The 24,268-nt window shown below is 72.1% G+C and carries 13 protein-coding genes; 5 read left to right on the top strand and 8 right to left on the bottom strand.

What is annotated here, in order from left to right:
• Nucleotides 1-35 precede the first annotated feature (35 nt).
• The 3 genes from ACIPSE_RS39555 to eccD all read right to left on the bottom strand — a co-directional run bounded on the left by ACIPSE_RS39555 (nucleotide 36) and on the right by eccD (nucleotide 3,455).
• Entirely contained in the window at nucleotides 36-380 is a 345-nt protein-coding gene (locus ACIPSE_RS39555; RefSeq protein WP_401672956.1) for a hypothetical protein, read from the bottom strand.
• A 169-nt stretch (nucleotides 381-549) separates the two neighbouring features.
• Nucleotides 550-2,010: a type VII secretion protein EccB gene (eccB, locus tag ACIPSE_RS39550; protein WP_401672953.1), complete on the bottom strand. Its 1,461-nt coding sequence runs from the start codon at nucleotides 2,008-2,010 to the stop codon at nucleotides 550-552.
• Between the two features lie 44 nt (nucleotides 2,011-2,054).
• Nucleotides 2,055-3,455, bottom strand: coding sequence for a type VII secretion integral membrane protein EccD (gene eccD / locus ACIPSE_RS39545; protein WP_401672950.1), 1,401 nt, complete (start codon nucleotides 3,453-3,455; stop codon nucleotides 2,055-2,057).
• A 261-nt stretch (nucleotides 3,456-3,716) separates the two neighbouring features.
• Between eccD and eccCa the strand changes: the two genes are divergently transcribed.
• Nucleotides 3,717-7,640, top strand: coding sequence for a type VII secretion protein EccCa (eccCa, locus tag ACIPSE_RS39540; RefSeq protein WP_401672947.1), 3,924 nt, complete (start codon nucleotides 3,717-3,719; stop codon nucleotides 7,638-7,640).
• 88 nt (nucleotides 7,641-7,728) lie between these two features.
• Here eccCa and ACIPSE_RS39535 read toward each other — a convergent pair whose 3' ends face one another.
• The 3 genes from ACIPSE_RS39535 to ACIPSE_RS39525 form a co-directional block, all read right to left on the bottom strand.
• A complete protein-coding gene (locus ACIPSE_RS39535; RefSeq protein ID WP_401672944.1) occupies nucleotides 7,729-8,961 on the bottom strand; it encodes a S8 family serine peptidase in 1,233 nt (410 codons plus the stop codon).
• Entirely contained in the window at nucleotides 8,958-12,281 is a 3,324-nt protein-coding gene (locus ACIPSE_RS39530; protein WP_401672941.1) for a right-handed parallel beta-helix repeat-containing protein, read from the bottom strand. Before ACIPSE_RS39530 ends, ACIPSE_RS39535 begins: the two co-directional genes overlap by 4 nt.
• A 410-nt stretch (nucleotides 12,282-12,691) precedes the next feature.
• Nucleotides 12,692-13,450 carry a cytochrome P450 gene (locus tag ACIPSE_RS39525; RefSeq protein WP_401672939.1) on the bottom strand — a complete coding sequence of 253 codons (759 nt, stop codon included), beginning with the start codon at nucleotides 13,448-13,450 and terminating at the stop codon, nucleotides 12,692-12,694.
• Between the two features lie 385 nt (nucleotides 13,451-13,835).
• Here ACIPSE_RS39525 and ACIPSE_RS39520 point away from each other — a divergent pair, with 385 nt between their 5' ends.
• A complete protein-coding gene (locus ACIPSE_RS39520; RefSeq protein ID WP_401672937.1) occupies nucleotides 13,836-14,789 on the top strand; it encodes a ricin-type beta-trefoil lectin domain protein in 954 nt (317 codons plus the stop codon).
• 159 nt (nucleotides 14,790-14,948) lie between these two features.
• Nucleotides 14,949-17,735: an ATP-binding protein gene (locus ACIPSE_RS39515; protein ID WP_401672934.1), complete on the top strand. Its 2,787-nt coding sequence runs from the start codon at nucleotides 14,949-14,951 to the stop codon at nucleotides 17,733-17,735.
• A gap of 120 nt (nucleotides 17,736-17,855) precedes the next feature.
• Here the strand turns inward: ACIPSE_RS39515 and ACIPSE_RS39510 are convergent, their stop codons facing one another.
• Nucleotides 17,856-20,219: a M4 family metallopeptidase gene (locus tag ACIPSE_RS39510; RefSeq protein ID WP_401672932.1), complete on the bottom strand. Its 2,364-nt coding sequence runs from the start codon at nucleotides 20,217-20,219 to the stop codon at nucleotides 17,856-17,858.
• 489 nt (nucleotides 20,220-20,708) lie between these two features.
• Here ACIPSE_RS39510 and ACIPSE_RS39505 point away from each other — a divergent pair, with 489 nt between their 5' ends.
• Together ACIPSE_RS39505 and ACIPSE_RS39500 are read left to right on the top strand one after the other, a co-directional pair.
• Nucleotides 20,709-21,548, top strand: coding sequence for an oxidoreductase (locus ACIPSE_RS39505; RefSeq protein ID WP_401672929.1), 840 nt, complete (start codon nucleotides 20,709-20,711; stop codon nucleotides 21,546-21,548).
• 122 nt (nucleotides 21,549-21,670) lie between these two features.
• Nucleotides 21,671-22,528, top strand: coding sequence for an oxidoreductase (locus ACIPSE_RS39500; RefSeq protein ID WP_401672927.1), 858 nt, complete (start codon nucleotides 21,671-21,673; stop codon nucleotides 22,526-22,528).
• A 102-nt stretch (nucleotides 22,529-22,630) separates the two neighbouring features.
• Here ACIPSE_RS39500 and ACIPSE_RS39495 read toward each other — a convergent pair whose 3' ends face one another.
• Nucleotides 22,631-24,073: an aldehyde dehydrogenase gene (locus tag ACIPSE_RS39495; RefSeq protein WP_401672925.1), complete on the bottom strand. Its 1,443-nt coding sequence runs from the start codon at nucleotides 24,071-24,073 to the stop codon at nucleotides 22,631-22,633.
• Nucleotides 24,074-24,268: the final 195 nt, after the last annotated feature.

The raw sequence follows: 24,268 nt of genomic DNA, 5'->3' as shown, positions 1-24,268 counted from the left end.
GTGCGTCAGTGTCCGCGGGAAGCACGTGCGAGGGCTCAGGACTTGCCCGTCAGCGTGTTGAAGAGGTCGTTCGACTCCTTGTAGGCCTGGTTGATGGCTTCGTTCGACGAACCCTGGTTCTCGTTCATCGCCTTCAAGGTGTCGTTGAGGCTGTTGATCATGTCCCGCATGCCGCGGAGGATGCTGTTGGCGTGGCCCTCCCACTCGGCGACGAGCCCCTGGAACGCGCCACCGTCGCCTCCCTTGAACCCGGAACTCAGGTTGTGGCGCATCGCCTCGACGTCCTGACGGGACCTCAGGACACCGTTGAAGGCGGACTCCAGGGCCTGGATGCCGTTACGTGTGGCCTGTTCGTCCCCGGAACGCAGATTGCCTGCCATGCTCAGCCTTTCCCTTGCCTCTTGGATGGGTCGCCGCTCGGCGGCTGTAGATACGTGCGTGGTGTCCGCGAGAGCGGGCGACAACACTGGACCCGGAACATACGGTACCGCTCACATGTGTTGCGAACACACCTTTCCCCTGTGGGTGATCACACTCCACCGGGTTCCGTCATCCCGCCCGCCCGCACCGGGCGGGTGTGGTGACCGGGGACACCGCCCCCGAGGCCGCCTCCGGGTCCAGGTCCGGCCCGGTCGGCAGCATCGACACCAGGGAGGACGGCAGGGACGTCACCTGCCCTTCGCTGTACCCCAGCGCGGTCAGCGCCTTGGCCGTCGGAACGCGGTACTTGGCGCCGGTGTCGGCGACCAGGTAGGTCGTGGTGCCCATGGGTGAGCCGCCGGCTCCCAGAGCGCGCACCAGGACCGCGTGGCCGGGTCGTACCACCACGGCGTCCGCGGTGAGGCAGGCGCGGGCGGTCTCGGCGGGGGGCTGGGTGACCGGGGCGAGCGCGTTCGTGGGCGCGAGCAGGGTGGTGACCTTCGTACCGGCGCCGTCCGGTTCGACCCCCACGCACGCGGACATGCCCGTGGCCACGGTCGCCGCCTTCGGCGGAGTGACAGGCAGGCCCTCGGCGGCCGGGGACCGGCCCTCCGCACCGGGTGCCAGATGCTGCTTCAGCCCGTCGGCGCCCAGGGGCAGCGCGCGCGGCGCCTGGCCTCCGTAAGCCTTGTCACGGGTCTGGTGGTCGCCGAGGACGAGGGCGGCTTGGGTAGCGGTCAGCGGCACCAGGCCCTCCTGGCGCAGCAGGTAGTAGGGGTGTTCGTCGGAGCCGGGGACCTCGGCCTGGAAGACCTGGCCGACGGTGGCGGCGGTCCCGTCCAGGGAGGGGCCCGCCGTACCGCGGCCGGGGACGTCGGCCGCCACCAGGTCGGGCCCGGCGACCAGGGCGTCGAGGAAGGCGGCGGAGACCGGCCGGGGGGTCACGGAGCCGTAGCCCAGCGACACGGCGGCGCCGGACTTCTTGTCCAGGCGGAGCCGGCTGCCCTGCCAGACCAGGTAGCCCGTGCGGTCGGGGCCCTCGACGACGAACGCCTGTTCCGCCCCGAGGCCGGTGCTCTCCACGGGTGCCCCGGCCACCAGTGCGGTCCGTGCGGCCGTTCCCGCGGCGCCGGTGGCGCAGACCAGCCAGGCGTTCCGGTCCAGGTCCGCCGCCGACGGCACGGATTCGGGCGCGCCCGGGATGCCGACGGGCCGGCCCACGGGGGTGTCCCGCAGGGAGGCGGTGGCCACGGTGGAGGTGGCGATGTCGTTGCCGCCGATCAGGAGGGCGGAGGCGTAGTTGCGCAGCGGCCTGAGCCGGCCGCCGAGGTACAGGTAGCGGGCGCCGGTCTCCTTGTTGATGACCAGCGTTCCGGGTGTCTTCCACGAGGTCTTGTTGCCGGGTGAGATCAGTCCGAAGACCACCGCGCCGGCGGATATCAGGACCGCGATGAGCACACCTATGAACACGCCGCGTGTGGTGCGGCTCAGCGGGGTGTCGGGGGCGTCGGGCTCCGCGAGGAGCATGCCGGCGGTCAGCCGGCCCATGACGAAACTGTGTGCCTGTACCTGGTCGCGCTTTGACTGCATGGTGGCCTACCTCGCGGCTTTCTTCGGAATCGGCATGGTCGCGGTCAGCCCGAGATGGCCCGCAGATCGCCGAACACACCGATGGCCCAGAGGGTGAGCGGCAGCAGGCTGACGGCCAGCGTGGACTGCAGCAGCTCGGCGGCGCGGCCCCAGTAGGGCAGCATCCGGCGCCCGGGAACGGTCCAGGTGACGACGGCGAGCACGGCGGTCAGCGCGAGCAGCCCCGCGACGAACACGGGCCGTTCGTCGGCGGCGAGGTGGGCGCCGGTCCCGACGAGGACCAGGGCCGCTCCCATGGCGCCGGGAACCACCAGGACCAGCCGCTGCCAGACGTTGACCATGCCGCGGCCGTGCAGGAGGAGGATCAGGGACAGGACGACGGCGATCAGGGCTTCCGGAAGGTTGGGCCGGCGCACCAGCGGGGCCAGGCAGCCCGCGCACACCAGGCCGATCGAGCCGTACAGCGCGATCATCCAGCCGCTGGCCAGCTCCGTGCGGGTGGCCACGTCCGCCCCGTGGTAGGGGTCGATGCCCTCCTGGAGCTGGCGGGGGTTGCCCGGCAGGGGCGGCATCCGCAGCCCGGCCAGCCGGAAGGCGATGGCGGGGACGAAACCGCCGATGACCACCAGGCAGGCCGCGACCACGCACGCGGCCTTGTCCACGGGCACGTCGAAGACGCTCATCATCGCCCCGGAGACGGCCGCGGCCACGCAGACCACGGCCGCGGACAGGAACAGCGGGGCGTAGACGGCGACGGCGGCGAGTGCGAGGACGGCGGCGCCCGCTCCGGCGGCACCCGCGGCCAACAGGCGTGCTCCCAGGACGTGGTAGGCGTTCGGTCCGGTGATCTCGCCGTCGGGCAGCAACCAGCCCGCCAGTGTCAGCGCGGGCACCGCCATGACGCCCAGGACACCGCCGGTGGCCGCGTCACCGACGGCACGGGCGGCCGTGCCGGCTCCGGCGAGCAGCAGCAGGCCGGCGACGCCCGCGGTGACCACGCGGGGCACGACCGCGCCGCCCGGCCAGGCCAGGACGCCCAGGGCGATCACGAGTACGCAGACGACGAAGCCGCGCAGCAGTTGCCTGCTGCGCTCGGGGGTCCAGGCGTGCAGCCGCTCGCGGGTGACGTCCGCGATGCCCTCGACGAGGTCGTCGAGGCGGACCTCCGGCATCGCTTCGGCGTGGGGCCGCAGGTGGAGGACCTCTCCGTCGTGGAGGTCGAGTGCCTCCAGGGTGAGTTCACCGGCGAAGACGGGGCCGCCGAGACGCTGGAGTATCCAGCCGCCGTGGTCGAGCCCTTCCTCCTCGATGCCCTCCACGCAGTATCTGAGCAGGGTGGGCAGGAGGTCGGCCACCGGGACGTCCACGGGGACGGCCAGGTCGATGGTTCTGGCTGGTGCCCGGACGGTGAGGCGGCACAGGCTGGCCACCGAGGTGTCGCTCATGGTCGGCACATTCGCTTTCGCGGAGAATGATCAGCTGGGTCGATCGGATGCGGCAAGGACACACATGACAACACGTGTGTGTGATCCGGAGAGGTGTCCATCCGTCTATCATGTGCAGAGTACCTGTGTCTGACGCGCCGGCTTCACACCCCTCCCTCTCGTCGGGGGGCCGCGGTGACACCTGCCTGGCTGCCGCCCGAAGGAGCCGATCCGTTGAGTTCCGTGCTTTTCCGTCGTCCCGCGCGTCGCCGTGGACCGGACATGCCTCAGGGGGAGTTGAGTCTTCAGGAACCCCCGGTTCTCGCGGAGACGGTGCCGGACAACTCCGCGGTGTGGACATACATGCCGATGGCGATGATGTCCGTCTCGATGATGCTGATCTTCCTGCGGCCGGGTGGCTCGAACGGTGTCTTCATCTATCTGTCGCTGGGCCTGATGCTGATGGCCTCGGCCGCCATGATCATCGGCCAGTTCATGCGTCGCGCCGGTGAGCGCAAGCAGCGGCTGCGGGGGGAACGGCGCGACTACCTGCGGTATCTCGGACAGATCCGCAAGCAGGTGCAACGCTCGGTGGTGGAGCAGCAGTTGGCGCTGGCCTGGCGGCATCCGGAGCCGACGGCGCTGCCCTCGATGGTGCGCACCACGCGGCTGTGGGAACGCCGGGTGAAGGACGAGGACTTCGGCGAGGTCCGGATAGCCGTCGGCGACCAGCAGCTGGCCACGAAGCTGACGGCCCTGTCCACCAAGCCGGTGGAGGACCTCGACCCGCTCTCCGCGCATGCGCTGCGCCGGTTCATCCGTGCCTACAGCACGGTGCCCGACCAGCCGGTCGCCGTCTATCTGCGGTCCTGGGCGAAGCTGCTGATACGCGGCGACGAGGCCGCACGCCGTGATCTGGTCCGGGCGATGGTGGCGCAACTCGCCGTGTTCCACGCCCCGGAGGAGCTGTGGATCGTCGTGTGTGTCGCCGACGAGCACCGGGCGGGCTGGGAGTGGGTGAAGTGGCTGCCGCACAGCCAGCATCCGCAGGAGGAGGACGGGGCCGGCCCGGCCCGGAGGGTGACGTCCGCCTTCAGTGACCTGGAGGACCTGCTGGGCGCCGAGTTCGGCGAACGGCCCGCCTTCGACCCGGAGGTGCCGCCCGGCCGCGAGGAGCCGTACACGATCGTCGTCCTGGACGGTGTGACCGTGCCGTCCGGGCACCGCATGGACGCCCAGGGCTACCGCAACACGGTCGTCGTCGACCTGGCCGACACCCTCCAGTGGCGGCCCGGACGCAGCACCCTGCGCCTCGACATCCGGCCCGACCAGGTCAGCCTGGTGCGCACCGACCGCGCCCGCAAGGAGCAGACGACGCCCCTCGGCAGGCCGGACGCCATGGGCCCGGTCGAGGCCGAGTCCCTGGCCCGGACGATCGCGCCGTACCGTATGCGGCTGGCGGCCTCCGCCGCCGAACCGCTGGCCGCGGACACCGAGCTCACCACCCTGCTCGGCATCCCCGACCTCCACCGGCACGAGCCGAAGGCGCTGTGGCAGCGGGCCGACGGCGCCTCGCGGCTGCGGGTGCCCATCGCGATGGGCAGCGACGGACTGCCGGTCGAGCTGGACATCAAGGAGTCCGCGCAGGGCGGTACGGGACCGCACGGCATGCTCATCGGTGCCACCGGCTCCGGCAAGAGCGAGCTGCTGCGCACCCTCGTCCTGGGCCTGGCCCTGACCAACTCCTCCGAGACCCTCAACTTCGTCCTCGTGGACTTCAAGGGCGGCGCGACCTTCCTGGGCCTGGACGAACTGCCCCACACCTCCGCGGTGATCACCAACCTCTCCGACGAGGTGGCGCTCGTCGCCCGTATGCAGGACGCCCTGCACGGCGAGCTGATCCGCCGCCAGGAGCTGCTCCGGGCGGCCGGCAACTACTCCTCCGCCCTGGAGTACGAGAAGGCCCGCGCCTCGGGCACCCCGCTGGCCCCCCTGCCGAGCCTGTTCGTGGTCGTCGACGAGTTCAGCGAACTCCTGTCCGCCCACCGTGAGTTCATGGAGCTGTTCGTCATGATCGGCCGCCTCGGGCGGTCCCTGGGCGTCCATCTCCTGCTGGCCTCGCAGCGCCTCGACGAGGGCCGCATGCACCAGTTGGAGAGCCATCTGTCGTACCGGATCGGCCTGCGCACCTTCTCGGCGATGGAGAGCCGCGGTGTGCTGGGCGTCCCGGACGCCTACCAGCTGCCCTCGCAGCCCGGCAGCGGCTACCTCAAGAGCGGTGTGGAGGCGCTGACCCGGTTCCGGGCCGCCTACGTCTCCGGTGAGTACCGCAAGCGGGGCGGGACGGTCGTCCAGGCCCGGGTCGCCAGTCAGGTGGTGCCCTGGACGTCGTCCTACGTGGTGCCGCGTGCGATCGCGCAGCCCGCCGTGCCGGAACCGGCCGAGGAGGAGAAGGAGTCCGGCGACACCCTGCTGTCGGTGGCGCTGGACCGGCTGCGCGACGCCGGGCCGGCCGCGCACGAGGTGTGGCTGCCCCCGCTGGACGAGCCCTCCTCGCTCGACGAGCTGCTGCCCGGTCTCGCGCTCGACCCGGAACGCGGCTTCACCGCCACGCGGTGGCCGTCGGCCGGTCGTCTGAAGGTGCCGGTCGGCCTGGTGGACAAGCCCTTCGACCAGCGCCGCGACCCCCTCGTGGTGGACCTGTCCGGCGCGGAGGGCCACGTCGGCATCGCCGGTGGTTCGCAGAGCGGCAAGTCCACGCTGCTGCGTACCCTCATCACTTCGCTGGCGCTCACCCACACCCCGCGCGAAGTGCAGTTCTACTGCCTGGACTTCGGCGGCGGCACACTGACCGGCCTGACCGGGCTGCCCCACGTGGGCGGGGTCGCCTCCCGGCTGGACAGCGAGCGCATCAACCGGACCGTGGCCGAGGTCACGGCGGTGCTCAACCACCGGGAGCAGTTCTTCCTGGACCACAACATCGACTCGATGGCGACCTACCGGCGGCGGCGGGCGGCCGGTGAGTTCGCCGAGGAGGCACACGGTGACGTCTTCCTCGTGGTGGACGGCTGGGGAACCCTGCGCCAGGACTTCGACAGCCATGTCTCGACGATCAACCAGTTCGCCGTGCGCGGCCTCAACTACGGCGTCCACCTGATCGTCGCCTCCTCCCGCTGGATGGAGATGTCCACGCAGGTCCGCGACCAGATCGCCACCCGGCTGGAACTCAAGCTCGGCGACCACATGGACTCGGTGATCGACGTGCGCCGGGCGGCACTGGTGCCGCGTATCCCCGGCCGCGGACTCACCGTGGACGGCAAGCTGCACTTCCTGTCGGCCCTCCCCCGCATCGACGCCGGCAGCGGCGCCGACGACCTGACCGACGGTGTCGCCGACCTCGTCGAGCGGATCACGCAGGGCTGGAGCGGGCCCGCCGCGCCGCCGGTGCGCATGCTGCCGCACCGGCTGCCCGCCGCCGAACTGCCCGCGGCCGAGGCCGTCGAGGGGCTGCGGATGCCGCTGGGCCTCGACGAGGAGACGCTCTCCCCCGTCTGGCACGACTTCAGCCGCACCCCGCATCTGATGGCCATCGGCGACACCGAGAGCGGCAAGACCAACTTCCTGAAGCTGGTGACCTCCGCGATCACTTCCCGGTACACCCCGCAGGAGGCGCAGATCCTGGTGGTCGACTACCGCAGGGAGCTGGTGGAGTCGATCCCCGAGGCGCACCGGCTGGGTCACGCGGTGTCCCTCACCGCGCTCGGGGAGCTGCTCAGCGCCGCCCAGCGGGCGCTGACGACGCGTCTGCCGGGGCAGGACATCAGTCCCGCCCGGATGCGGAAGGCGGACTGGTGGGCCGGGCCGCGGCTGTTCGTCCTCATCGACGACTACGACATGCTGGGCGGCAGCAACTCCTTCGACCACTCCTTCGCTCCGCTTTTCGACTTCCTGGCACTCGGCCACGAACTCGGCCTGCACGTCATCGCCGCCCGCTCCGCCACGGGCGCCGGCCGGGGCCTCAGCGACCAGCTGCTGCGCCGGCTGAGCGAGGTCAACACCCCGGGTCTGCAGCTGTCCTGCCCGCCCGCCGAGGGGTATGTCTTCGGCAACATCAAGGGCCGCACCCTGCCGCCGGGCCGCGCCCTGTACATCGCCCGCAACAAGGCGACCCTGATGCAGACCGCCCTGGTGGAGGAGACGGTCTAGGGTCCGCCCGGCCCGCGCGACAGCAAGGGGGGCGGGGACCGAGCCGGCTTCGGCCCGGTCCCCGCCCCCCTTCGGGTGGGTACGGCGGTCAGCCGCGGCGCGGCGGGCGCCAGCCCCGGCTGCGGCCACGCGGTACGACCAGCGCCGCCCAGCCGACGACGAGGACGACCGCCGTGCCGCCGGCGGTGACCAGCAGGGCGGTCCGGGTGGCCCGTTCCCCGTGGCCGCGGTCCGGCAACCGTACGGCGGCGTCGTGCGCGGAAGCCCGGGAGTTCGGCTCCGTGGCGTCCGACACCGAGGCGACCGCAGCGTAGGCGTCGAGCCGGGGTACGACGTCGGGATAGGCCGTGGCCGTCAGCCGGCGCCCCACCTCGGCCGCGGAGAGGTCCGGGTAGGCCGAGCGGACCAGGGCGGCGACGCCCGCGGTGTACGCGGCGGCGAACGAGGCTCCGGAGCCGACGAAGTGCCCGCTCCCGCGCGGCCCGATGCCGACGACACCGTCCCCGGGCGCGGCCAGGTCGGCGTCCACGGCGAGCAGCGCGGTGTCCGGACGGCTGCCCTGGACGTCCACGTCCAGCACGCTCAGCACACCCGGGGAGGCGGCGGGCCAGTAGTCGCGCGGCGCCGGTGTGGTCGTGGCGGCGGCGTCGGAGCCCGGCGGATCGGGTACGGCGGCGGCCACGACGAGGACGTCGTGCTCGACGGCGTACACGACCGCCGCGTCCAGTTGGTCCGACCTGGTGGCGAACGCCGCCGACACCTCGACGACCTGGGCGCCCGCGTCCACCGCGGCGCGGATCCCGGTCGCGACGCGGTCCGCGGACGCGACCCCGCGTTCGGTGGTGCCGCGGGCCGCGACGACGGTGGCCCGCGGGGCGATCCCGTGGAACGCGACGCCCTTGGCCGGTGCCGCGGCGATCAGTCCGGCCACGAACGTCCCGTGACCCACGCAGTCGTCCCCCGCGTCACCGACGGCCTCGACCCGCCCCTTCAGGGTGGGCGCCCCGGTGGAGACACCCGTGTCGACCACGCCGACCTTCACACCCGCGCCCTGGGAGATCCTCGCGGCCTGGGCCAGTTCCAGGCTCTGGTGCTCCCAGGGGATGTTCTTCGTGGTGCTCGTGGACGCCTTCGTGCAGCCGGCGCCGTCCGCCAACTCCGCCGCCATGACGGGCAGTTTGACGGTGGCCTGGCCGGCGGCGAAGACCGGCGAGGGCAGGCCCAGGACGACCGTCGCCGTCAGTGCCGACGGCAGCAGGACCGAGCCCAGGGAACGTACGGCCGTCCGGCGCCGCACCGAGTGTCGCGGCCCGCGCGTCATGCCGTCTGCCCCTGTCGCTGCGGAGCGTCCTGCGGCAGCAGGAGCCTCAGGTCCTCGAAGCCGGGCGCCGACATCGCGCTGAGCCGTCCGGCCTGGCGGGTCATCATGCCCTCCAAGACCTGGCGGGCGAGCCGCGCGTTGCCGAAGGACCGGTCGCGCGGCAGCGAGTCGAAATACTCGCGCAGCAGCTGCCCGGTGCCGGGCCCGCACTCGTAGCCCGACGCCGCCGCGTGCGCCCGTACGATCGTGACCAGTTCGTCGGACGAGTAGTCGGCGAACTCGACCCGGCGGGAGAACCGCGAGGACAGACCCGGGTTGGAGGCCAGGAAGCCCTCGATCTCCGCGGTGTACCCGGCGACGATCACGACGACCTGGTCGCGGTGGTCCTCCATCAGCTTCAGCAGCGTGTCGACCGCCTCGCGGCCGAAGTCGGAGGCCGAGGCGCCCTCAGGGGTGAGGGTGTACGCCTCGTCGACGAACAGCACGCCGCCGATGGCCCGTTCGAACACCTCGCGGGTCAACTGCGCGGTGTGACCTATGTACCGGGCCACCAGATCGGCCCGGGACACCTCGACGATCTGGCCCCGGGGCAGCACCCCGAGCGAGGCGAGCAGCTCGCCGTAGAGCCGTGCCACGGTGGTCTTTCCGGTGCCGGGCGGGCCGGTGAAGACCAGGTGGTGGCTGATGCGCGGCGCGGGCAGCCCCGCGGCCTCCCGCTGCCGTGCCGTGGACAGCAGGTTGACCAGGTCGGTGACATCGCGCTTGACGGCCGCCAGGCCCACCAGGTCGCCCAGCCTGGCCAGCGGGTTGGTCTCGTCCGACGCGGCCTCGCCGGCGGCCGCGGCCGCCGCGTCCGCGCCGACGTCGTCGGGCAGCAGCAGTTGCAGGTCGCTCTCGGAGATGTCGGGGAGGGTGGCCAGCCGGGTCGCCTGGCGGTCCACCATCTCCTCGAACACCCGGCGCGCCTCACGGCCGTTGCCGAACGTGGCGTCCTTCGGCATACGTTCGAAATGCACGGCCAGCGCCTGGTGGGTCGTCTCGTCCAGCCGGTACTGGTGGGACTGGCACATCTTCTCGACGATGGAGACCAGCTCGGGCACGGCGTAGTTCTCGAACTCGACGGTCCGGGAGAAACGCGAGGCGAGGCCCGGGTTGGACGCCAGGAAGTCGTCCATCTGGGACGAGTAGCCCGCGGCGACCACGACCACGTCCTCGCGGTGGTCCTCCATCAGCTTCAGCAGCGTGTCGACGGCCTCCCGGCCGAAGTTGGCGCCGGAGCCCTGGCCGTCGGACAGCAGGGTGTACGCCTCGTCGATGAACAGGACACCGCCGAGCGCCCGGTTGAAGGCCTCGGTGGTCTTGATCGCGGTGCCGCCGACGATCTGGGCGACCAGGTCCGCCCGGGAGACCTCGACCAGGTGTCCCGACCGCAGCGTGCCGAGCCCGGCGAGGATGCTGCCGTAGAGCCGTGCGACGGTGGTCTTGCCGGTGCCCGGAGGGCCCGCGAAGACGAGGTGGCGGCTCATCGGCGGCGCCGACATGCCGAGGCTGGCCCGCCGCTGCGCCAGCTGGGTCAGGTTGACCAGCGTGCGGACCTGCTGCTTCACGTTGTCGAGGCCGATCAGCGCGTCCAGCGCGGCCAGTGACGTGTCGTCGCCCGGGCCGTCGGCCTGCTCCCGAGTAGCGGGGGAGGCGGCCGGGTCGGTGTCCTCGGCGTCGCCGACGCCCCACGCGTCCCGCTTGCCGTTGCCCGTGCTGGTCAGGCCCTCGACGGCGACCCGGTCACCGGCCTTGGCCTGGATCAGGCCACCGCCCTCGTTGTCCCGCACCGCGCAGTTCACCACCGACACCGGGGAGTCGGACTCGATCCGTACGCCGTCCTTGCCGCTGCCGCTGATCTCGCAGGAGTTCAGGGACGCCCGCCCGCCGTCGGCGATCAGCACCCCGTGCTCGGCGCTCTCGCGGCACGTCGTACGGGTCGCGGTCAGGTCGCCGTCCTTCTCGACCAGGACACCGTGCTGCGCCGCCTTGTCGATCGCGCAGTCCCGTACGGTCATGACGCCGTCACCGCCGACCGAGAGCCCCGCTCCCTCGGGTGCCTCCACCGTTCCGCCGCCGACGTAGACGTTCCCGTCGTCCTCCACGCGCACCCCGGCGCCGCCGGGCCGCTGGATCAGGCAGTCCTCCAGCCGGCCCCGGCCGTCCTTGGTCACCTCCACGCCGTGTCCCGCGGGAGAGATGACCCGTGCCCTGCGGATGAGGGGGTTGGAGCCGGTACGGACGGAGATGCCGGCGCCCTTGGCGTCCACGATCTCCAACCGGTCCATCTCCACCGCGGACTCCTCCTCCAGCAGGAGCCCGGCGCCGGCGCAGTCCCGCACCGTCAGCCCGACGAAGACCGGTGAGGACGATCCGGTCACCCGGACCGCGGGCGCCTCGCAGGAGTCCGCCCAGCAGTCCTCGAACGTGCCCCGTGAGCGGTCGGCGACGAGGACCCCGTGCTCCTTGGTCCGGGCCACCCGGCAGCGGCGCAGCAACGGGTCGCTGCCCGCGCCGACCGCGATGCCGACACCGGAGGTGTTCGTCACCCGCACGTCCTCCAGATGGACCCGGCACTCGCTCGTGATGTGCAGGCCCGTGCTCGTGTCGTGCACCACCGTGCGCAGCACCCGGGTGGTGCTGCGGCCCTCCAGGGCCACCGCGGGTTTGTCGGTGGAGGAGATGTCGCACTCCTCGACGGACCCCTGGGCCTCGCCGTTGGCCAGGACGCCGTTGCCGCGGGCGTCGCGGATCGTGCAGCCCCGTACGGTGACACGTCCCTGTTCGCCGATCACCACACCGGTCGTGCCGAGGTGTTCGATCGTGGTGGACTCCACCGAGCTGTCGGCGGGCGAGGTGACGACGACTCCGGCGCCCGCGCCGTTGGTCACCCGGCAGTCCCGCAGTGCCAGCGAGCCGCTGTTGCGGGCGAGCAGCGCGGTCCAGGAGGCGGCCGATATCTCACAGCCGTCCATCGCCACCTGGCCGCGGGGCGCGTCGACGGCCGGGAGTTCCTCGTCCCGGCCGCGCAGCACCAGGTCGGTGAGCATGACGGCATCCGTCTTCAGCGTCAGGGCGGTGCCCCGGCGCGGAGCTATCTCCACGGTGCCGCGTGCCTGCGCGGCGACGATGGTGACCGGCGTGGTGATCGTCAGGTTCTCCGGGTAGCTGCCGGGCAGGACGCTGACGACCGCACCACTGCGCGCTCTGGCCAGTGCTTCCCCGATCGTTGACAAGCCGTCGGCGCTGTCCGGGCCGACGGTGAGTACCTGGCGAGACACGCGTGGTTCCTCCTCAGACGGACACCCCCACGACCGTGGACCGGGAGTGCCTTGCACGGCGGCGACCCTCCTGCCGGGAGCCTTGGTCGCCGGGTGGTGGCCCCTGTGTACACGTAGGCGATCGTGCGGCGGAAACCTGTCTCGTGCCCGGCTCCTGCCGACACCCCACTCGATTGCTTCGGCGCTCACTGGGCCGCCCCCGGTGACAGACTAGTTGAGGTTTGACGACACGTAGGAACTGTACGACCACCCGGCACACGAATCTCACCGGCTGGGACCAGGTGTCGGCAGGGCACGGGGCGAATGTCACACGTGTCTCGGCGGGCGACGGGCCGGGAGGCATGACAGCGGCGCCCAGCCCGGTCCCGTACCGCACCGGCGCCCAGCCGGTCCCGTCACCGCGCCGGCGCTCAGCCCAGCCGGTACCGCACCGGCAGCGACAGCACCCCGCGCACCATTCCGGCGGGGAACCACTCCAGGGAACCGGCGGGAACCGCCGGTTCCAGGTGCGGGACGCGGGTGAGGAGGGTGTGCAGGGCGACGCGGGCCTCCAGCCGGGCCAGCGGGGCGCCCAGGCAGTGGTGGATGCCGTGGCCGAAGGAGAGGTGACGGGCGGCGGGGCGGGTGATGTCGAGCACGTCCGGGTCGCCGCCCCCGGGCAGCGGGGCGTCACGGTTCGCGGAGGCGAGGGCCACGGCGACGACACCGCCCCGCGGGATGCGCGCCCCGCCCAGTTCCAGGTCCCGGGCCGCGTACCGGTTGGTCGTGCGCTCCACGGAGGTGTCGTGGCGCAGGAACTCCTCGATCGCGTCCGGCAGGAGGTCCGGGTGGTCGCGCAACAGCTTCAGCTGGTCGGGGTGGCACAGCAGCGCCAGCACGGAGTTGCCCAGGAGGTTGACGGTGGTCTCGTGGCCCGCGATGACCAGCAGGGCCGCCGTGCCGACGAGTTCCTCCTCGGACAGGCGGCCGTCGTCCTCGTCCCGGGCGGCGACGAGGGCGGACATCAGGTCGTCGCCGGGGGCGCGCCGCTTGTCCGCGACCAGTTCCCGAAGGAAGGCGTGCAGGGCGGCCACCGCCGAGGCGTACCCGGGGCGGCGCGGGTGTGTCCGCTCCGGCCGTGCGGTCTCCTCGTGGCGGGCGCCGGCGGCGGAGCCGGATAAGCTCAGCACTCAACCGCCCGTTCGCTGCGCCGCGTTGAGTCGGCGTCCGCGGACCGGTATGAGTCACATGTCACGCGTCGCAGCGGTGAACCGGAACGGGCGGCGGATCCGCTCGACGTGTGACAGGACCGCACCGCTCGGAAGACCGGTCGGACACCCCCCGCACCTGTGCCGCCCACGCCTCGGCCATGCCGGAAAGGAACCCATGAAGCCTCCTCACACGCCCCGGTCCGCGGGGGACCTCCCCAAGAGAGTCCCGGGCAGCGGAAAGTCCGTCAGCCCCGGTCGTCCCGGGCCCGAACCGGCCCAGGACGGCACCACGGGGCCGGACACTCCGGGCGTCGACCGTACGTCGGGCGCACCGGGCGGTGGTGACCGTACGTCAGGCACCGCCGTGCCCCGCCTTTCGCAGATCTCCTCGCTCGGCTTCCGGGGGAACGCCGGCCACCGGGGCTCCGCGGCCGACGTCCCGGCAGGAGGCTTCACCGCGGAGCGGCCCGGAGACAACTTCGCGCGCCGCGGGGACGCGACCCCGGAACCCGCCCCGGATCTCGCCGCAGGGCTCGAACCGGCCGCCCGGCGCGAGGGCGACAAGGCCAGGCGCGAGGGACTGCGCGGCGCGCTCGGCGTCGTGGGCGTCGTGAGCCTGCTGGCGGTGGGCGGTGTCGCGCTGACCCTGGGCCTGGTGGGCGGTGACGACGAGAGCAAGCGCGACGAGTCGTCGGTGTCCGTGGGCTCCGACGGCCACGACTCGGACCTCATCGACGGGCTCGGGACCCTGTCGGACCCGTCGGCACGGGCCTCGGCCGGCGACGCCGGGAAGAAGCCCGACGGTGACGAGAAGCCCACCGGGTCCCCCTCGCCCTCCGGCAGCAGGTCGGGCGGGAGCTCCGCGACGCCGGACCCGAAGGCCACCGGACCGGCGAAGGACAAGGCCGGCACGTCCTCGGCCACCCAGACCGCGGTGCCGGGAGTGGGCGTGTACAGCCACGCTTCCGAGCGCTGCGTCGACGTCGTGGGCGGCAAGGCCGTGCAGGGCGCGAAGCTGATGATCTGGGACTGCAACCAGTCCGCCTCGCAGCACTGGACATACACGGGCGGGACCATGCGCACCCTCGGCATGTGCGTACAGCTCGCGGGCGGTTCGACCGACGACGGAACGGACATCGAGCTCGCCTCCTGCAACGGCGGCGCCGCCCAGCAGTTCGACCTGAACGTCCGGCACGACATCGTGAACTCCCTCGCCGACAAGTGCATGGACGTACGGGACAACCAGACGGCGAACGGCAGCAGGCTGCAGCTGTGGTCCTGCTCCGGCAGCCCCAACCAGAAGTGGTCCTCGTCCTGACCGACCCGGCGCCTCCGGCGGGCCGTGCCGCCGCCCGCCGGGGACCGGCCCGAACACCGCCCGGACCTGCGCACTCCTACAATTGAGCGAGCACGTACGGAGGGGCGCGGACGACACGTTCCGCACCGGCCGGACCGGAACCGGAAGGAGTGGTGGCCCGTGGTGGCCGCTGACGCCCCGCACCTCGGCGCGGCCGACCGGCTGGTGGGGCGCGAGCGGGACCTGGACCGCATCCTCGGGGTGTTCGAGCAGCGCCCCGGAGGCGCCCTGCTGCTGTCCGGGGACCCCGGCGTCGGCAAGTCGGCGGTCCTGGACGCCGTGGCCACGGCCGCGGCGTCGGACGGCACCCGGGTGCTGCGCGCGGCGGGTGTCGAGTTCGAGGCGGACATCGGCTACTCGGCGCTGAACCAGATCCTGCTCCCGCTGCACCCTCTGCTCGACCGGCTCGGCGCCCCCGGCAGGGAGGCCATGACGGTCGCCCTCGGCTTCGGCGCGGGCCCGCCGCCGGAGCGCCTGGTCGTCTGCAATGCCACGCTGGCCCTGCTGCGGTGCGCCGCCGAGGACGGTCCCCTTCTGCTGGTCGTGGACGACCTGCCCTGGGTGGACCGGGCGAGCGCCGCCGTCTTCGGCTTCCTGGCCCGCAGGCTGTCCGGCGACCGCGTCCGGTTCCTCGCCGCCTCCCGTACGGGTGTGCCCAGCTTCTTCGACGGCAGCGGCCTTCCGGCGTACGCGCTGCCCGCCCTGGACACCGACTCCGCCGCCCGCCTCGTCGACCTGCGCTTCCCCGACCTGGCGCACCCGGTGCGGCAGCGCCTGCTGGACGCCGCGCAGGGCAATCCGCTGGCCCTGCTGGAGCTCCCCGACGCGTTGCGCGCGGACCAGCGCCGGGCCCGGGAGGTCCTGCCGGCGATCCTGCCGCTGGGTGAGCGCCTCCAGTCCCTGTTCGTCTCCCGGGTCCACTCCCTGCCCGCCGCGACCCGCACCCTGCTGCTGCTCGCCACCCTCGACGGCACCGGCGACCTCGGGGTGCTCTCGGCGGCCGTGCGGGAGACGCACGGCGAGGCCGACCTGCGCGACCTCGACCCCGCCGAGCGGGACGGGCTCGTACGGGTGGAGGAGTCCCCGCGCCGACTGGTCTTCCGGCACCCGCTGATCATGTCGGCCGTGGTCGAGGCGGCCACCAGCAGCGCCCGCCGCGAGGCGCACGGCGCGCTGGCACGGGTGCTGGCCGACAAGCCGGAACAGCGCGCCTGGCACCTGGGCGAGGCCACCCTCCAGCCCGACGAGGAGGTGGCCGCGCTGCTGGAGCGGACGGCCCGGCGCATCCTCGACCGCGGCGACGCGGTGGCCGCGATCGCGGCACTCACCCGGGCCGCCGACCTCAGCCCGCGGGGCGCCGACCGTGCGCGGCGGCTGTCGGAGGCCGCCTATGTGGGCGCCGAGGCGATCGGCGCGCTGCACAGCGCGTCGGAGCTGCTGAAGGACGCCTCGCGGGCGGATCCCGGGCACGGCACGTCCCTGAACTCGGCCAACGCCGCGGTGCAGCTCGTGCTGAACAGCGACGGGGACCTGGCCACCGCCCACCGTCTGCTGGTCGGCGCCATCGAGGAGGGCGACCACGGCTACGACGCCGAGGACCCGGCGCTCGTCGACGCGCTGCACTTCCTGCTCCTGCTGTGCAACTACGGGGCCGCCGAGGACCTGTGGGCGCCCTACTACCGGGCCGTCGCCCGGCTGCGTCCCGCTCCCCCGCCGCTGCTGCTGGTCGCCGCCCGCACCTGGGGCGACCCGGCCCACGCCGACGCGGCGACGCTCCGGGAGCTGGACCGGATCATCGACGGCGCGCTGCGGGAGACCGACCCGGCCCGGGTCGTCCGGGTGGGCACCGCCGCGCTCTACCCGGACCGGCTGGCGGCGGTGCGCGAGGCGGCATGGCGGCTGGTCCGGCAGGGCCGTGAGGGCGGCGCGGTGCGACGGCACATCGGCGCCCTGCTGCACCTGTGCCTGGACGGCTATCACCGGGGCGCGTGGACCGAGGTCCTGGAGCTGTCGGAGGAGGGGCTGACGCTGTGCGCGAGGTCCGGGTACTCGGTCTGCACCTGGTTCTCGCAGTACACCAAGGGGCTGGTGACCGCCTCCCGGGGTGACACCGGGACCGCGCACGCGCTCGCCGACGCGATGATCAACTGGGCCTCGCCGCGAGGTATCCGGGAGGCGGTCCACTGCGCGCAGCATGTGCACGCCCTCGCGTACATCGCCGACGGCGACTTCGACGCGGCGTACGGGCGGGTGACGTCCATCAGCCCCGCGGGGAGTTTCCCGCCGTATGTCGCGCACGCCTCATGGGTGTTCTTCGAGCTGGTGGAGTCCGCGGTGCGCACCGACCGGCGGGCGGCGGCCGTCGCGCATGTGCGCGCGCTGCGCGAGACGAACGTCGCCGGGCTCTCGCCCCGGCTCGCCCTGCTGGCCGGCGGTGCCGAGGCCCTCGTCGCGGACGACACCGAGGCGGGCCGCCTGTTCGAGGAGGCGCTGTCCACCCCGGGCGCCGAGCGCTGGCCGTTCGAGCTGGCGCGGGTACGGCTGGCCCAGGGCGAGTGGCTGCGCCGGTCCAGGGCGCTGTCGGACTCCAAGGCCCCGCTGACCGCCGCGCTGAAGACCTTCGAGCAGCTGGACTCCTCGGCCTGGGCCGAACGGGCGCGCAAGGAACTGCGGGCGGCCGGGCGGGTCCTGCCCCATGAGGCGGACCGGCACGGCGAGGTGCTGACCCCCCAGGAACGAGAGATCGCCGAGCTCGCCGCGACCGGTCTGACCAACAAGCAGATCGCCGAGCGGCTGTTCATCTCCCATCGCACGGTCGGCGCGCACCTGTACCAGATCTATCCGAAGCTGGGCATCGCCTCCCGGATCGCGCTGCGGGACGCGCTGAACCGGGAGAGCTCCCCCTGACATCGCAGTGGTGGCGCTCTCCCGGGGAACGTCAGCGCGTGAAACGTCAGCGCCCGGTTCCGGAACGGCAATTCCGGAACCGGGTCCCTGCGGTCCCTTCCGTCCCTGCGTCCGCGAGGGTCAGAAGGTGAGGCTCCAGCGGTCCAGGTAGCCGCCCTCACTCAGCGGAATCCCGGGCGCGGCCGGTGTGTAGTCGGTGACCCGGAGCTTCCAGATCCCGTTCGCGGGCAGGGCGGAGGCGTCCACGGTGAACGTGTCGTGCAGTTCCGTGCCGGTGTCCCACTTGAAGTCCTTGACCAGCAGCACCGTGCCGTCCGGGCCGATCAGCTGGACGACCTGGGCGCCGATGAAGGTGTGGACGATGTCGACGGAGACCTTGAGGTCGGCCGGCGCGTTACCGGTGCGGCCGGTGACCGTCAGCGGTGTCTCGACGGACTTCCAGGCGGCGTAGTCGTGGCGGTCGGGGTCGACGAAGAAGTCACCGCCGGAGGCGACCACGGTCCAGTCGAAGGTGAACCGCCTTTTCTCGGCTGCTGAGTTGGTGAAGGTGACCGTGGTCGGGTAGGTGCCCGCGGCGGTGGGGGTGCCGGAGACCAGACCGGAGGTGGCGTCGATGGCCAGACCGGTCGGCAGGCCGGTCGCGGCGTAGGTGACGGCGCCGGGGCGGGTGGAGACGGCGGCCACCGTCCGGGCCACCGGCTGACCGACGGCCGAGTCACGGGTGGACAGGGACGTGATGGCGATGTGGTTGACGTAGCGGGCACCGACGTTGACCGCGGCCCAGGCGTTCGCGACGGACTCGTAGGCGTCGCTGGTGGTGCCGAACAGGTCGGCGGCGGCCTGGAGGGTGGCGGTGCGGGCGCCGGCGTAGTCGGTGGTGCTGGTCATGTAGTGGGTCAGCGCGCGGTACCAGACGTTGGTGGCGTTGCGCAGACCGATGCCGGCGACGGGCAGGCCGTCGTAGGTGGGGCTGTCGTAGTCGACGCCGTTGATGGTCTTCGCACCGCTGCCCTCGGAGATCAGGTAGAAGAAGTGGTTGGCGACGCCGGCGCCGAAGTGCGGGTCGATCAGATGGGTGCCGGGGGTCCAGTAGTCCTGTGAAGTGCCCTTCGTGGAGGCGTCCTTGGAGGGCTGGTCCAGGTAGCGCAGGGGCTTGCCGGTGCCGCGGACGTCGGCGAGTTCACCGATGGTGTAGTCGGGGACGTCCTCGGGGTTGTTCGCGAAGAACTCGACGGCGGTGCCGAGGATGTCGCTGGTGGCCTCGTTGAGCGCGCCGGACTCGCCGGTCTCCAGCAGGCCCGCGGTCTGGGAGGTGACACCGTGGGTCATCTCGTGGGCGGCGATGTCGAGTTCGGTGAGCGGATGCCGGTTGTCCAGGCCGTCGCCGTAGGTCATGCAGAAGCAGCTGTCGAGCCAGTACGCGTTGGCCAGGCCCGCGACATGCACGTTGGAGACGGCTCCGACACCGTCGTCCGCTATGCCGTTGCGGCCGAACACGTCGTGGTAGAAGTTCCAGGTCGTACGGGAGCCGTAGGCGGCGTCGACGGCCGCGGTCGCCCGGTCGTCGGCGGTGCCGTCGCCCCACACGTCGTCGGCGTCGGTGAGCAGCACACCGAGACCGCCGTCGGTGACGTCGCGGACGCTGTTGCCGCCGCGCTGGGTGTCGACGAGCTGGTAGGTGTCCCCCACCCGCTGGGTGCCGAGCTGCACGGTGCCGCTGTACTGGCTGTTGCCGACGCCCGCGGTCACCTCGTCGTAGGCGGCGAGCCTGCTGCCGGTGGCGGCGTCCAGGACGACGTGCAGACGGCTGGGGGTGCCGTCGGCCCGCACACCGGAGATAACGTTGTCGAGGGCGAGCCGCGGAGCCCCGGAACCGGCCCAGACGACGCGGCGCGCCGATCCGTCGACGGCGGCGTGCGCGATGTGCTGCTCCCGTGCCGCGGCCAGGGCCTCGCTCCTGGCCGCTCCCGCCGTCACCGCCTCCCGCACCGCGGGGACCGACAGCGGGGCGTTCAGCGAGTCGTCGATGCTGCGGCCTCGCGCGCCGTCGTGCACGACCAGGTCGCCGCCGCCCTCGACGGGCAGACCCTCGTAGGTCCGCTGGTAGCGGGTGTGGACCGTGCCGTCGGCGTCCTTGAGGACGTCCTTGACGACCAGGTTCTCGTGACTCCCGGCGTGCAGCGCCTTTCTGACGCCGGCGCGGTCGTCGGCGGCGCGCTCCAGCAGCCGCTCGCGCTCGGTGGAGGTGAGGGGCGCCGCCTTGGCGCCCGCCTTGGCATGTGCGGCGACGAGCGGCGGCGCCGGAGTGCCCGAGGCGTCGCGGGCGCTGCCCGCGGGGGCCGGGGCCGCGGTGCCGGGCGAGGCGGTCAGGACGACGGTGCCCAGTGCCACGACGACGGAGACCGCGAGCGGGCCCAGTGGTCTGACGCGAGAGGCGGACCGTGCGGCGCGCGGGGCGCCCACGGCGGGTGTGAAGCGGGACATGACTCTCCTGGCTCGGAGGGGAGGTGACACAGGTGTCGCGGCGATGGGACACCCGTGGAGCTGAGAGACGAACAGGACAGCTGAGTCGGAGCAACGACAAGCGACGGGATCGTTGCAGGTAACGGGCCCGCTGTCAGCATCCCGGTGATCACTGTCCGAAATCCGGCCACCGGTACGTCCGGACACGTCGAGGCGGGCCGGGCCGCCGACGGGCACCTTTACATCGCGGCAACATTCGGCCACTTCGGAACTTTGGCGATTTCCCGATGGCGTCAGTGTGCCGAGAGCACCCGCTCGACACACACGTGTGAGGGTGGGCGGCATAGTCCCCAAATGAGTCCAATGACTTACATGTCGCCGGTTCGCGCCCGCACCCGGCACGGCAGTCGGCAGCAAATCGACGGAGGCCGGCCGCCGGTCCGCCGAGGAGAGTGGGACCAACCCACCGGCTTCCACCCCGGTACGGCGAGAAACAGGAAAGGCACTCTCATGCCCAAGACATGGTTGATCACCGGCACGTCCCGAGGCTTCGGGCGTGCCCTGGCGGAAGCGGTGCTGGCGGCCGGTGACCAGCTGGTGGCCACCGCCCGGCGGCCGGAACAGCTGGCGGAGCTGGTCTCCCGGTACGGCGACCGGGTGCGGGCGGTGCCGCTGGACGTCACGGACACCGCCGCCGCCCAGAGCGCGGTGCAGGCCGCCGTCGACGCGTTCGGCGCACTGGACGTGGTGGTGAACAACGCCGGATACGCCAACAGCGCGCCCATCGAGGAGATGGCGGAGGACGACTTCCGCGGCCAGTTCGAGGCCAACTTCTTCGGGGTCGTCAACGTCACCCGGGCGGCTCTGCCGGTGCTGCGCGGACAGCGCTCGGGGACGTTCGTGCAGTTCTCCTCGCTCGGCGGCCGGGTGGGCGGCACACCGGGCATGGGTGCCTACCAGAGCGCGAAGTTCGCCGTCGAGGGCTTCTCGGAGGTCCTGGCGAACGAGGTCGCTCCGTTCGGTCTGAAGGTCGTCATCGTCGAGCCGGGCGCCTTCCGGACGGACTGGCAGGGCTCGTCGATGGAGCTGCACGCCGTGGGTCCCGACTACCAGGAGACCGTCGGGGCGATGAACACGTACCGGGCGGAGAACAACGGCACCCAGCCGGGCGACCCGGTCCGCGCCGCCCAGGTCCTCATCGACGTCGTACGCGACGACGATCCGCCGCGCCGGATCCTGCTCGGCGCCCAGGCCGTGGCCATGGCGCTGGAGGCCGGCGAGGCCCGGGCCGCGGAGACCCGCAAGTGGGCCGCGGCCAGCGGCGCCGCGGACTTCCCGGCCGGCGAGTAACAACGGCTTTCGGGCCGTCGCACGTGGTGGCAGCCCCGGGCCGTATCCCCGCCCGCCCGGCGCCCCACACACTTCCCCTCCCCTACGACACCTTTCTCGAGCAACCTGAAGGAGAACACTCCATGTCTCGCAAGACCTGGCTCATCACCGGCGCTTCCAGCGGACTGGGCAAGGCCCTGGCCGAACACGTCCTGGCCCAGGGCGACCAGGTGGTGGCGACGGCCAGCTCGACGAAGGCCACCACCGAGCTGGCCTCGCGCTACCCGCAGACCGCTCTCGCGGTGAAACTCGACGTCACCGACGCCGAGGACCGTGTGGCGGCCGTGCGCGCCGCCGAGGAGCGCTTCGGCGGGATCGACATCCTCGTCAACAACGCCGCGATCGACTTCGTCGGCGCCCTGGAGGAGCAGGAGGAGAGCGACTACCGCAGGCTCTTCGAGGTCAACTTCTTCGGCGCGGTCGCTCTCACCCGGCAGGTGCTGCCCGGTATGCGGGCCCGGCGCAGCGGCATCGTCGTCAACGTCTCCTCCATGGACGGCCTGGCGAGTCTGCCCGCCAACGGCTACTACTCCTCCAGCAAGTTCGCCCTCGAGGGCTTCACCGAGGCCCTGTGGCAGGAGATCGAGCCCATCGGGCTGCGCGCGATGATCATCCAGCCCGGTTCCTTCCGTACCGGCATCGAGAACCGGACGAAGGTGTCGGGCGACGCCATCGACGACTACGCCGCCACGGCCGGTGCCTTCCGCGCGATGATGGGCGGTCTGACGCCGGAGATGTTCCCCGGTGACCCGGAGCGGGCCGCCGAGGCGATCGTCCAGGCTGTCAACGCGCCGGAGCCGGCCCACTGGGTCGTGCTGGGCAGCGACGCCCAGCGCCGTATCGGCGTCAAGCTCGACCTGCTGCGGTCCGAGTTCGAGGCCGGCCGGGAGCTGGCCTTCAGCACGGACTTCCCCGGAGCCGCCGAGAACGCGGTGCTCTGACCCAGCACTGTGCACAGCCCCCGAACACCACGCCGGCGGCAGGCGGTCCATGACCGCCTGCCGCCGTTGGCGGTTCGCCTGTGGTGTGGTGCCGTACGAGGGTCAGACGGTGATCGTCTTGTACTCGGTGTAGGTGCCGAGGCCGACGGCGCCGTACTCGCGGCCGATGCCGCTGGCCTTGAAGCCGCCGAACGGGCCGTCGAAGGCGAGCGAAGCACCGTTGACCGTGAGGGTTCCGGTGCGCACCCGGCGGGCGACCGCGAGAGCGTGCTCCTCGTCGGCGGACCAGACACCGCCGGACAGGCCGTACTCGGAGTCGTTGGCGATCCGGACGGCGTCGTCCTCACCGTCGTAGGCGATGACCACCAGGACCGGGCCGAAGATCTCCTCCTGCGCGATGCGCATGGAGTTGTCGACGTCGGCGAAGACGGTCGGCGTGACGTAGTTGCCCTTCTCCAGGCCCTCGGGGATGTGCGGGCCGCCGGTGACCAGGCGGGCGCCCTCGTCGATGCCGAGCTGGATGTAATTGCGCACCCGCTCCTGCTGGTCGGGGCGGATCATCGGGCCGATGAAGGTGTCCGGCTCGTTCGGGTCGCCGACCTTCAGCGACTCGACCAGCTCCTTCAGCGCCGCCACGACCTCCTCGTACTTCTCCCGCGGGGCGAGGATGCGGGTCTGCGCGATGCAGGACTCGCCGTTGTTGAGCAGGGAGCCGAACTTCAGACCGGCGACGGCCTTCGCGACGTCCGCGTCGGGCAGGATGATCGCCGCGGACTTGCCGCCCAGCTCCAGGCTGACCCGCTTGAGCTGCTCGCCGGCGATCGCGGCGATCCGCCGGCCCGCACGCGTCGAACCGGTGAAGGCGATCTTGTCGACGTCCGGGTGCGAGATCAGGTGCTCGCTGGTCTCCCGGTCCGCGGGCAGCACGCTGATGACACCCTCGGGCAGGCCCACCTGCTCCAGCAGCTCGGCCAGGAAGCCCATGCTCAGGGAGTTCTCCGGAGACACCTTGAGCACCACGGAGTTGCCGGCGACCAGGGCGGGGATGATCTTCGAGGTGGCCGAGGAGAACGGCGAGTTCCAGGGGATCACGGCGGCCACCACACCCACGGCCTCACGGCGGACCACGCTGCGGATCGGGGAGGCGGGGTCGGAGGGGACCAGGGTCTCCTCCCAGCCGAACTCCTCGGCCGCCTTGAGGTAGGCGTTCGCCTGCCGGGTCAGACCGGGCTGGCCGGCGCGGGTGAACCAGCCGGCCGAGCCGTTCTCCAGCGAGATCAGGTGCGCGATGTTCTCCGCGTTCTCCTCACGCAGGGCGTTGAACCGGCGCAGGACCGCGATCCGCTCGGCGGGCGGGGTCAGCCGCCACGCACCGGAGTCGAAGGACGCCCGGGCCGCGGCGACCGCGCGGTCGATGTCCGCCGGCTGCGCCTGGGCGACACGGCCGACCACGGACCGGTCGTGCGGCGAGGCGATGTCGAGCAGCTCGGCGTCGCTCGGTGCGACCCAGGAACCCCCGATGAAAAGCCGGTCGTAGGTGATCATGTGCGTTCTCTCTTCCGGTGCGGTGGTGCAGTCCGTCGACAGTCCGTTGGCAGCTCGTTGGGGCTTCCGTTCAACTGCCACTTTAATGTAGCACTTCTTTCCGCTACATGCGCACTGCTGTAGCTTTAGCGTTTCCCAAAGAGCACAACATCGGTACTCTTGAGGTATGAGAGCCGACGCAGCACGCAATCTGGA

The sequence above is a fragment of the Streptomyces sp. NPDC090106 genome, from assembly GCF_044747265.1.
GTDB lineage: Bacteria > Actinomycetota > Actinomycetes > Streptomycetales > Streptomycetaceae > Streptomyces.
This window is presented reverse-complemented; position numbering and strand designations above follow the sequence as displayed.

What these genes read in the sequence shown, in the direction of transcription:
- ACIPSE_RS39500 (WP_401672927.1), top strand. Translation starts at nt 21,671, where the DNA reads ATGTCTCGCAAGACCTGGCTCATCACCGGCGCTTCCAGCGGACTGGGC.
- ACIPSE_RS39495 (WP_401672925.1), bottom strand. Translation starts at nt 24,073, where the DNA reads ATGATCACCTACGACCGGCTTTTCATCGGGGGTTCCTGGGTCGCACCG.
- ACIPSE_RS39555 (WP_401672956.1), bottom strand. Translation starts at nt 380, where the DNA reads ATGGCAGGCAATCTGCGTTCCGGGGACGAACAGGCCACACGTAACGGC.
- eccB (WP_401672953.1), bottom strand. Translation starts at nt 2,010, where the DNA reads ATGCAGTCAAAGCGCGACCAGGTACAGGCACACAGTTTCGTCATGGGC.
- ACIPSE_RS39510 (WP_401672932.1), bottom strand. Translation starts at nt 20,219, where the DNA reads ATGTCCCGCTTCACACCCGCCGTGGGCGCCCCGCGCGCCGCACGGTCC.
- ACIPSE_RS39505 (WP_401672929.1), top strand. Translation starts at nt 20,709, where the DNA reads ATGCCCAAGACATGGTTGATCACCGGCACGTCCCGAGGCTTCGGGCGT.
- ACIPSE_RS39535 (WP_401672944.1), bottom strand. Translation starts at nt 8,961, where the DNA reads ATGACGCGCGGGCCGCGACACTCGGTGCGGCGCCGGACGGCCGTACGT.
- eccCa (WP_401672947.1), top strand. Translation starts at nt 3,717, where the DNA reads ATGCCTCAGGGGGAGTTGAGTCTTCAGGAACCCCCGGTTCTCGCGGAG.
- eccD (WP_401672950.1), bottom strand. Translation starts at nt 3,455, where the DNA reads ATGAGCGACACCTCGGTGGCCAGCCTGTGCCGCCTCACCGTCCGGGCA.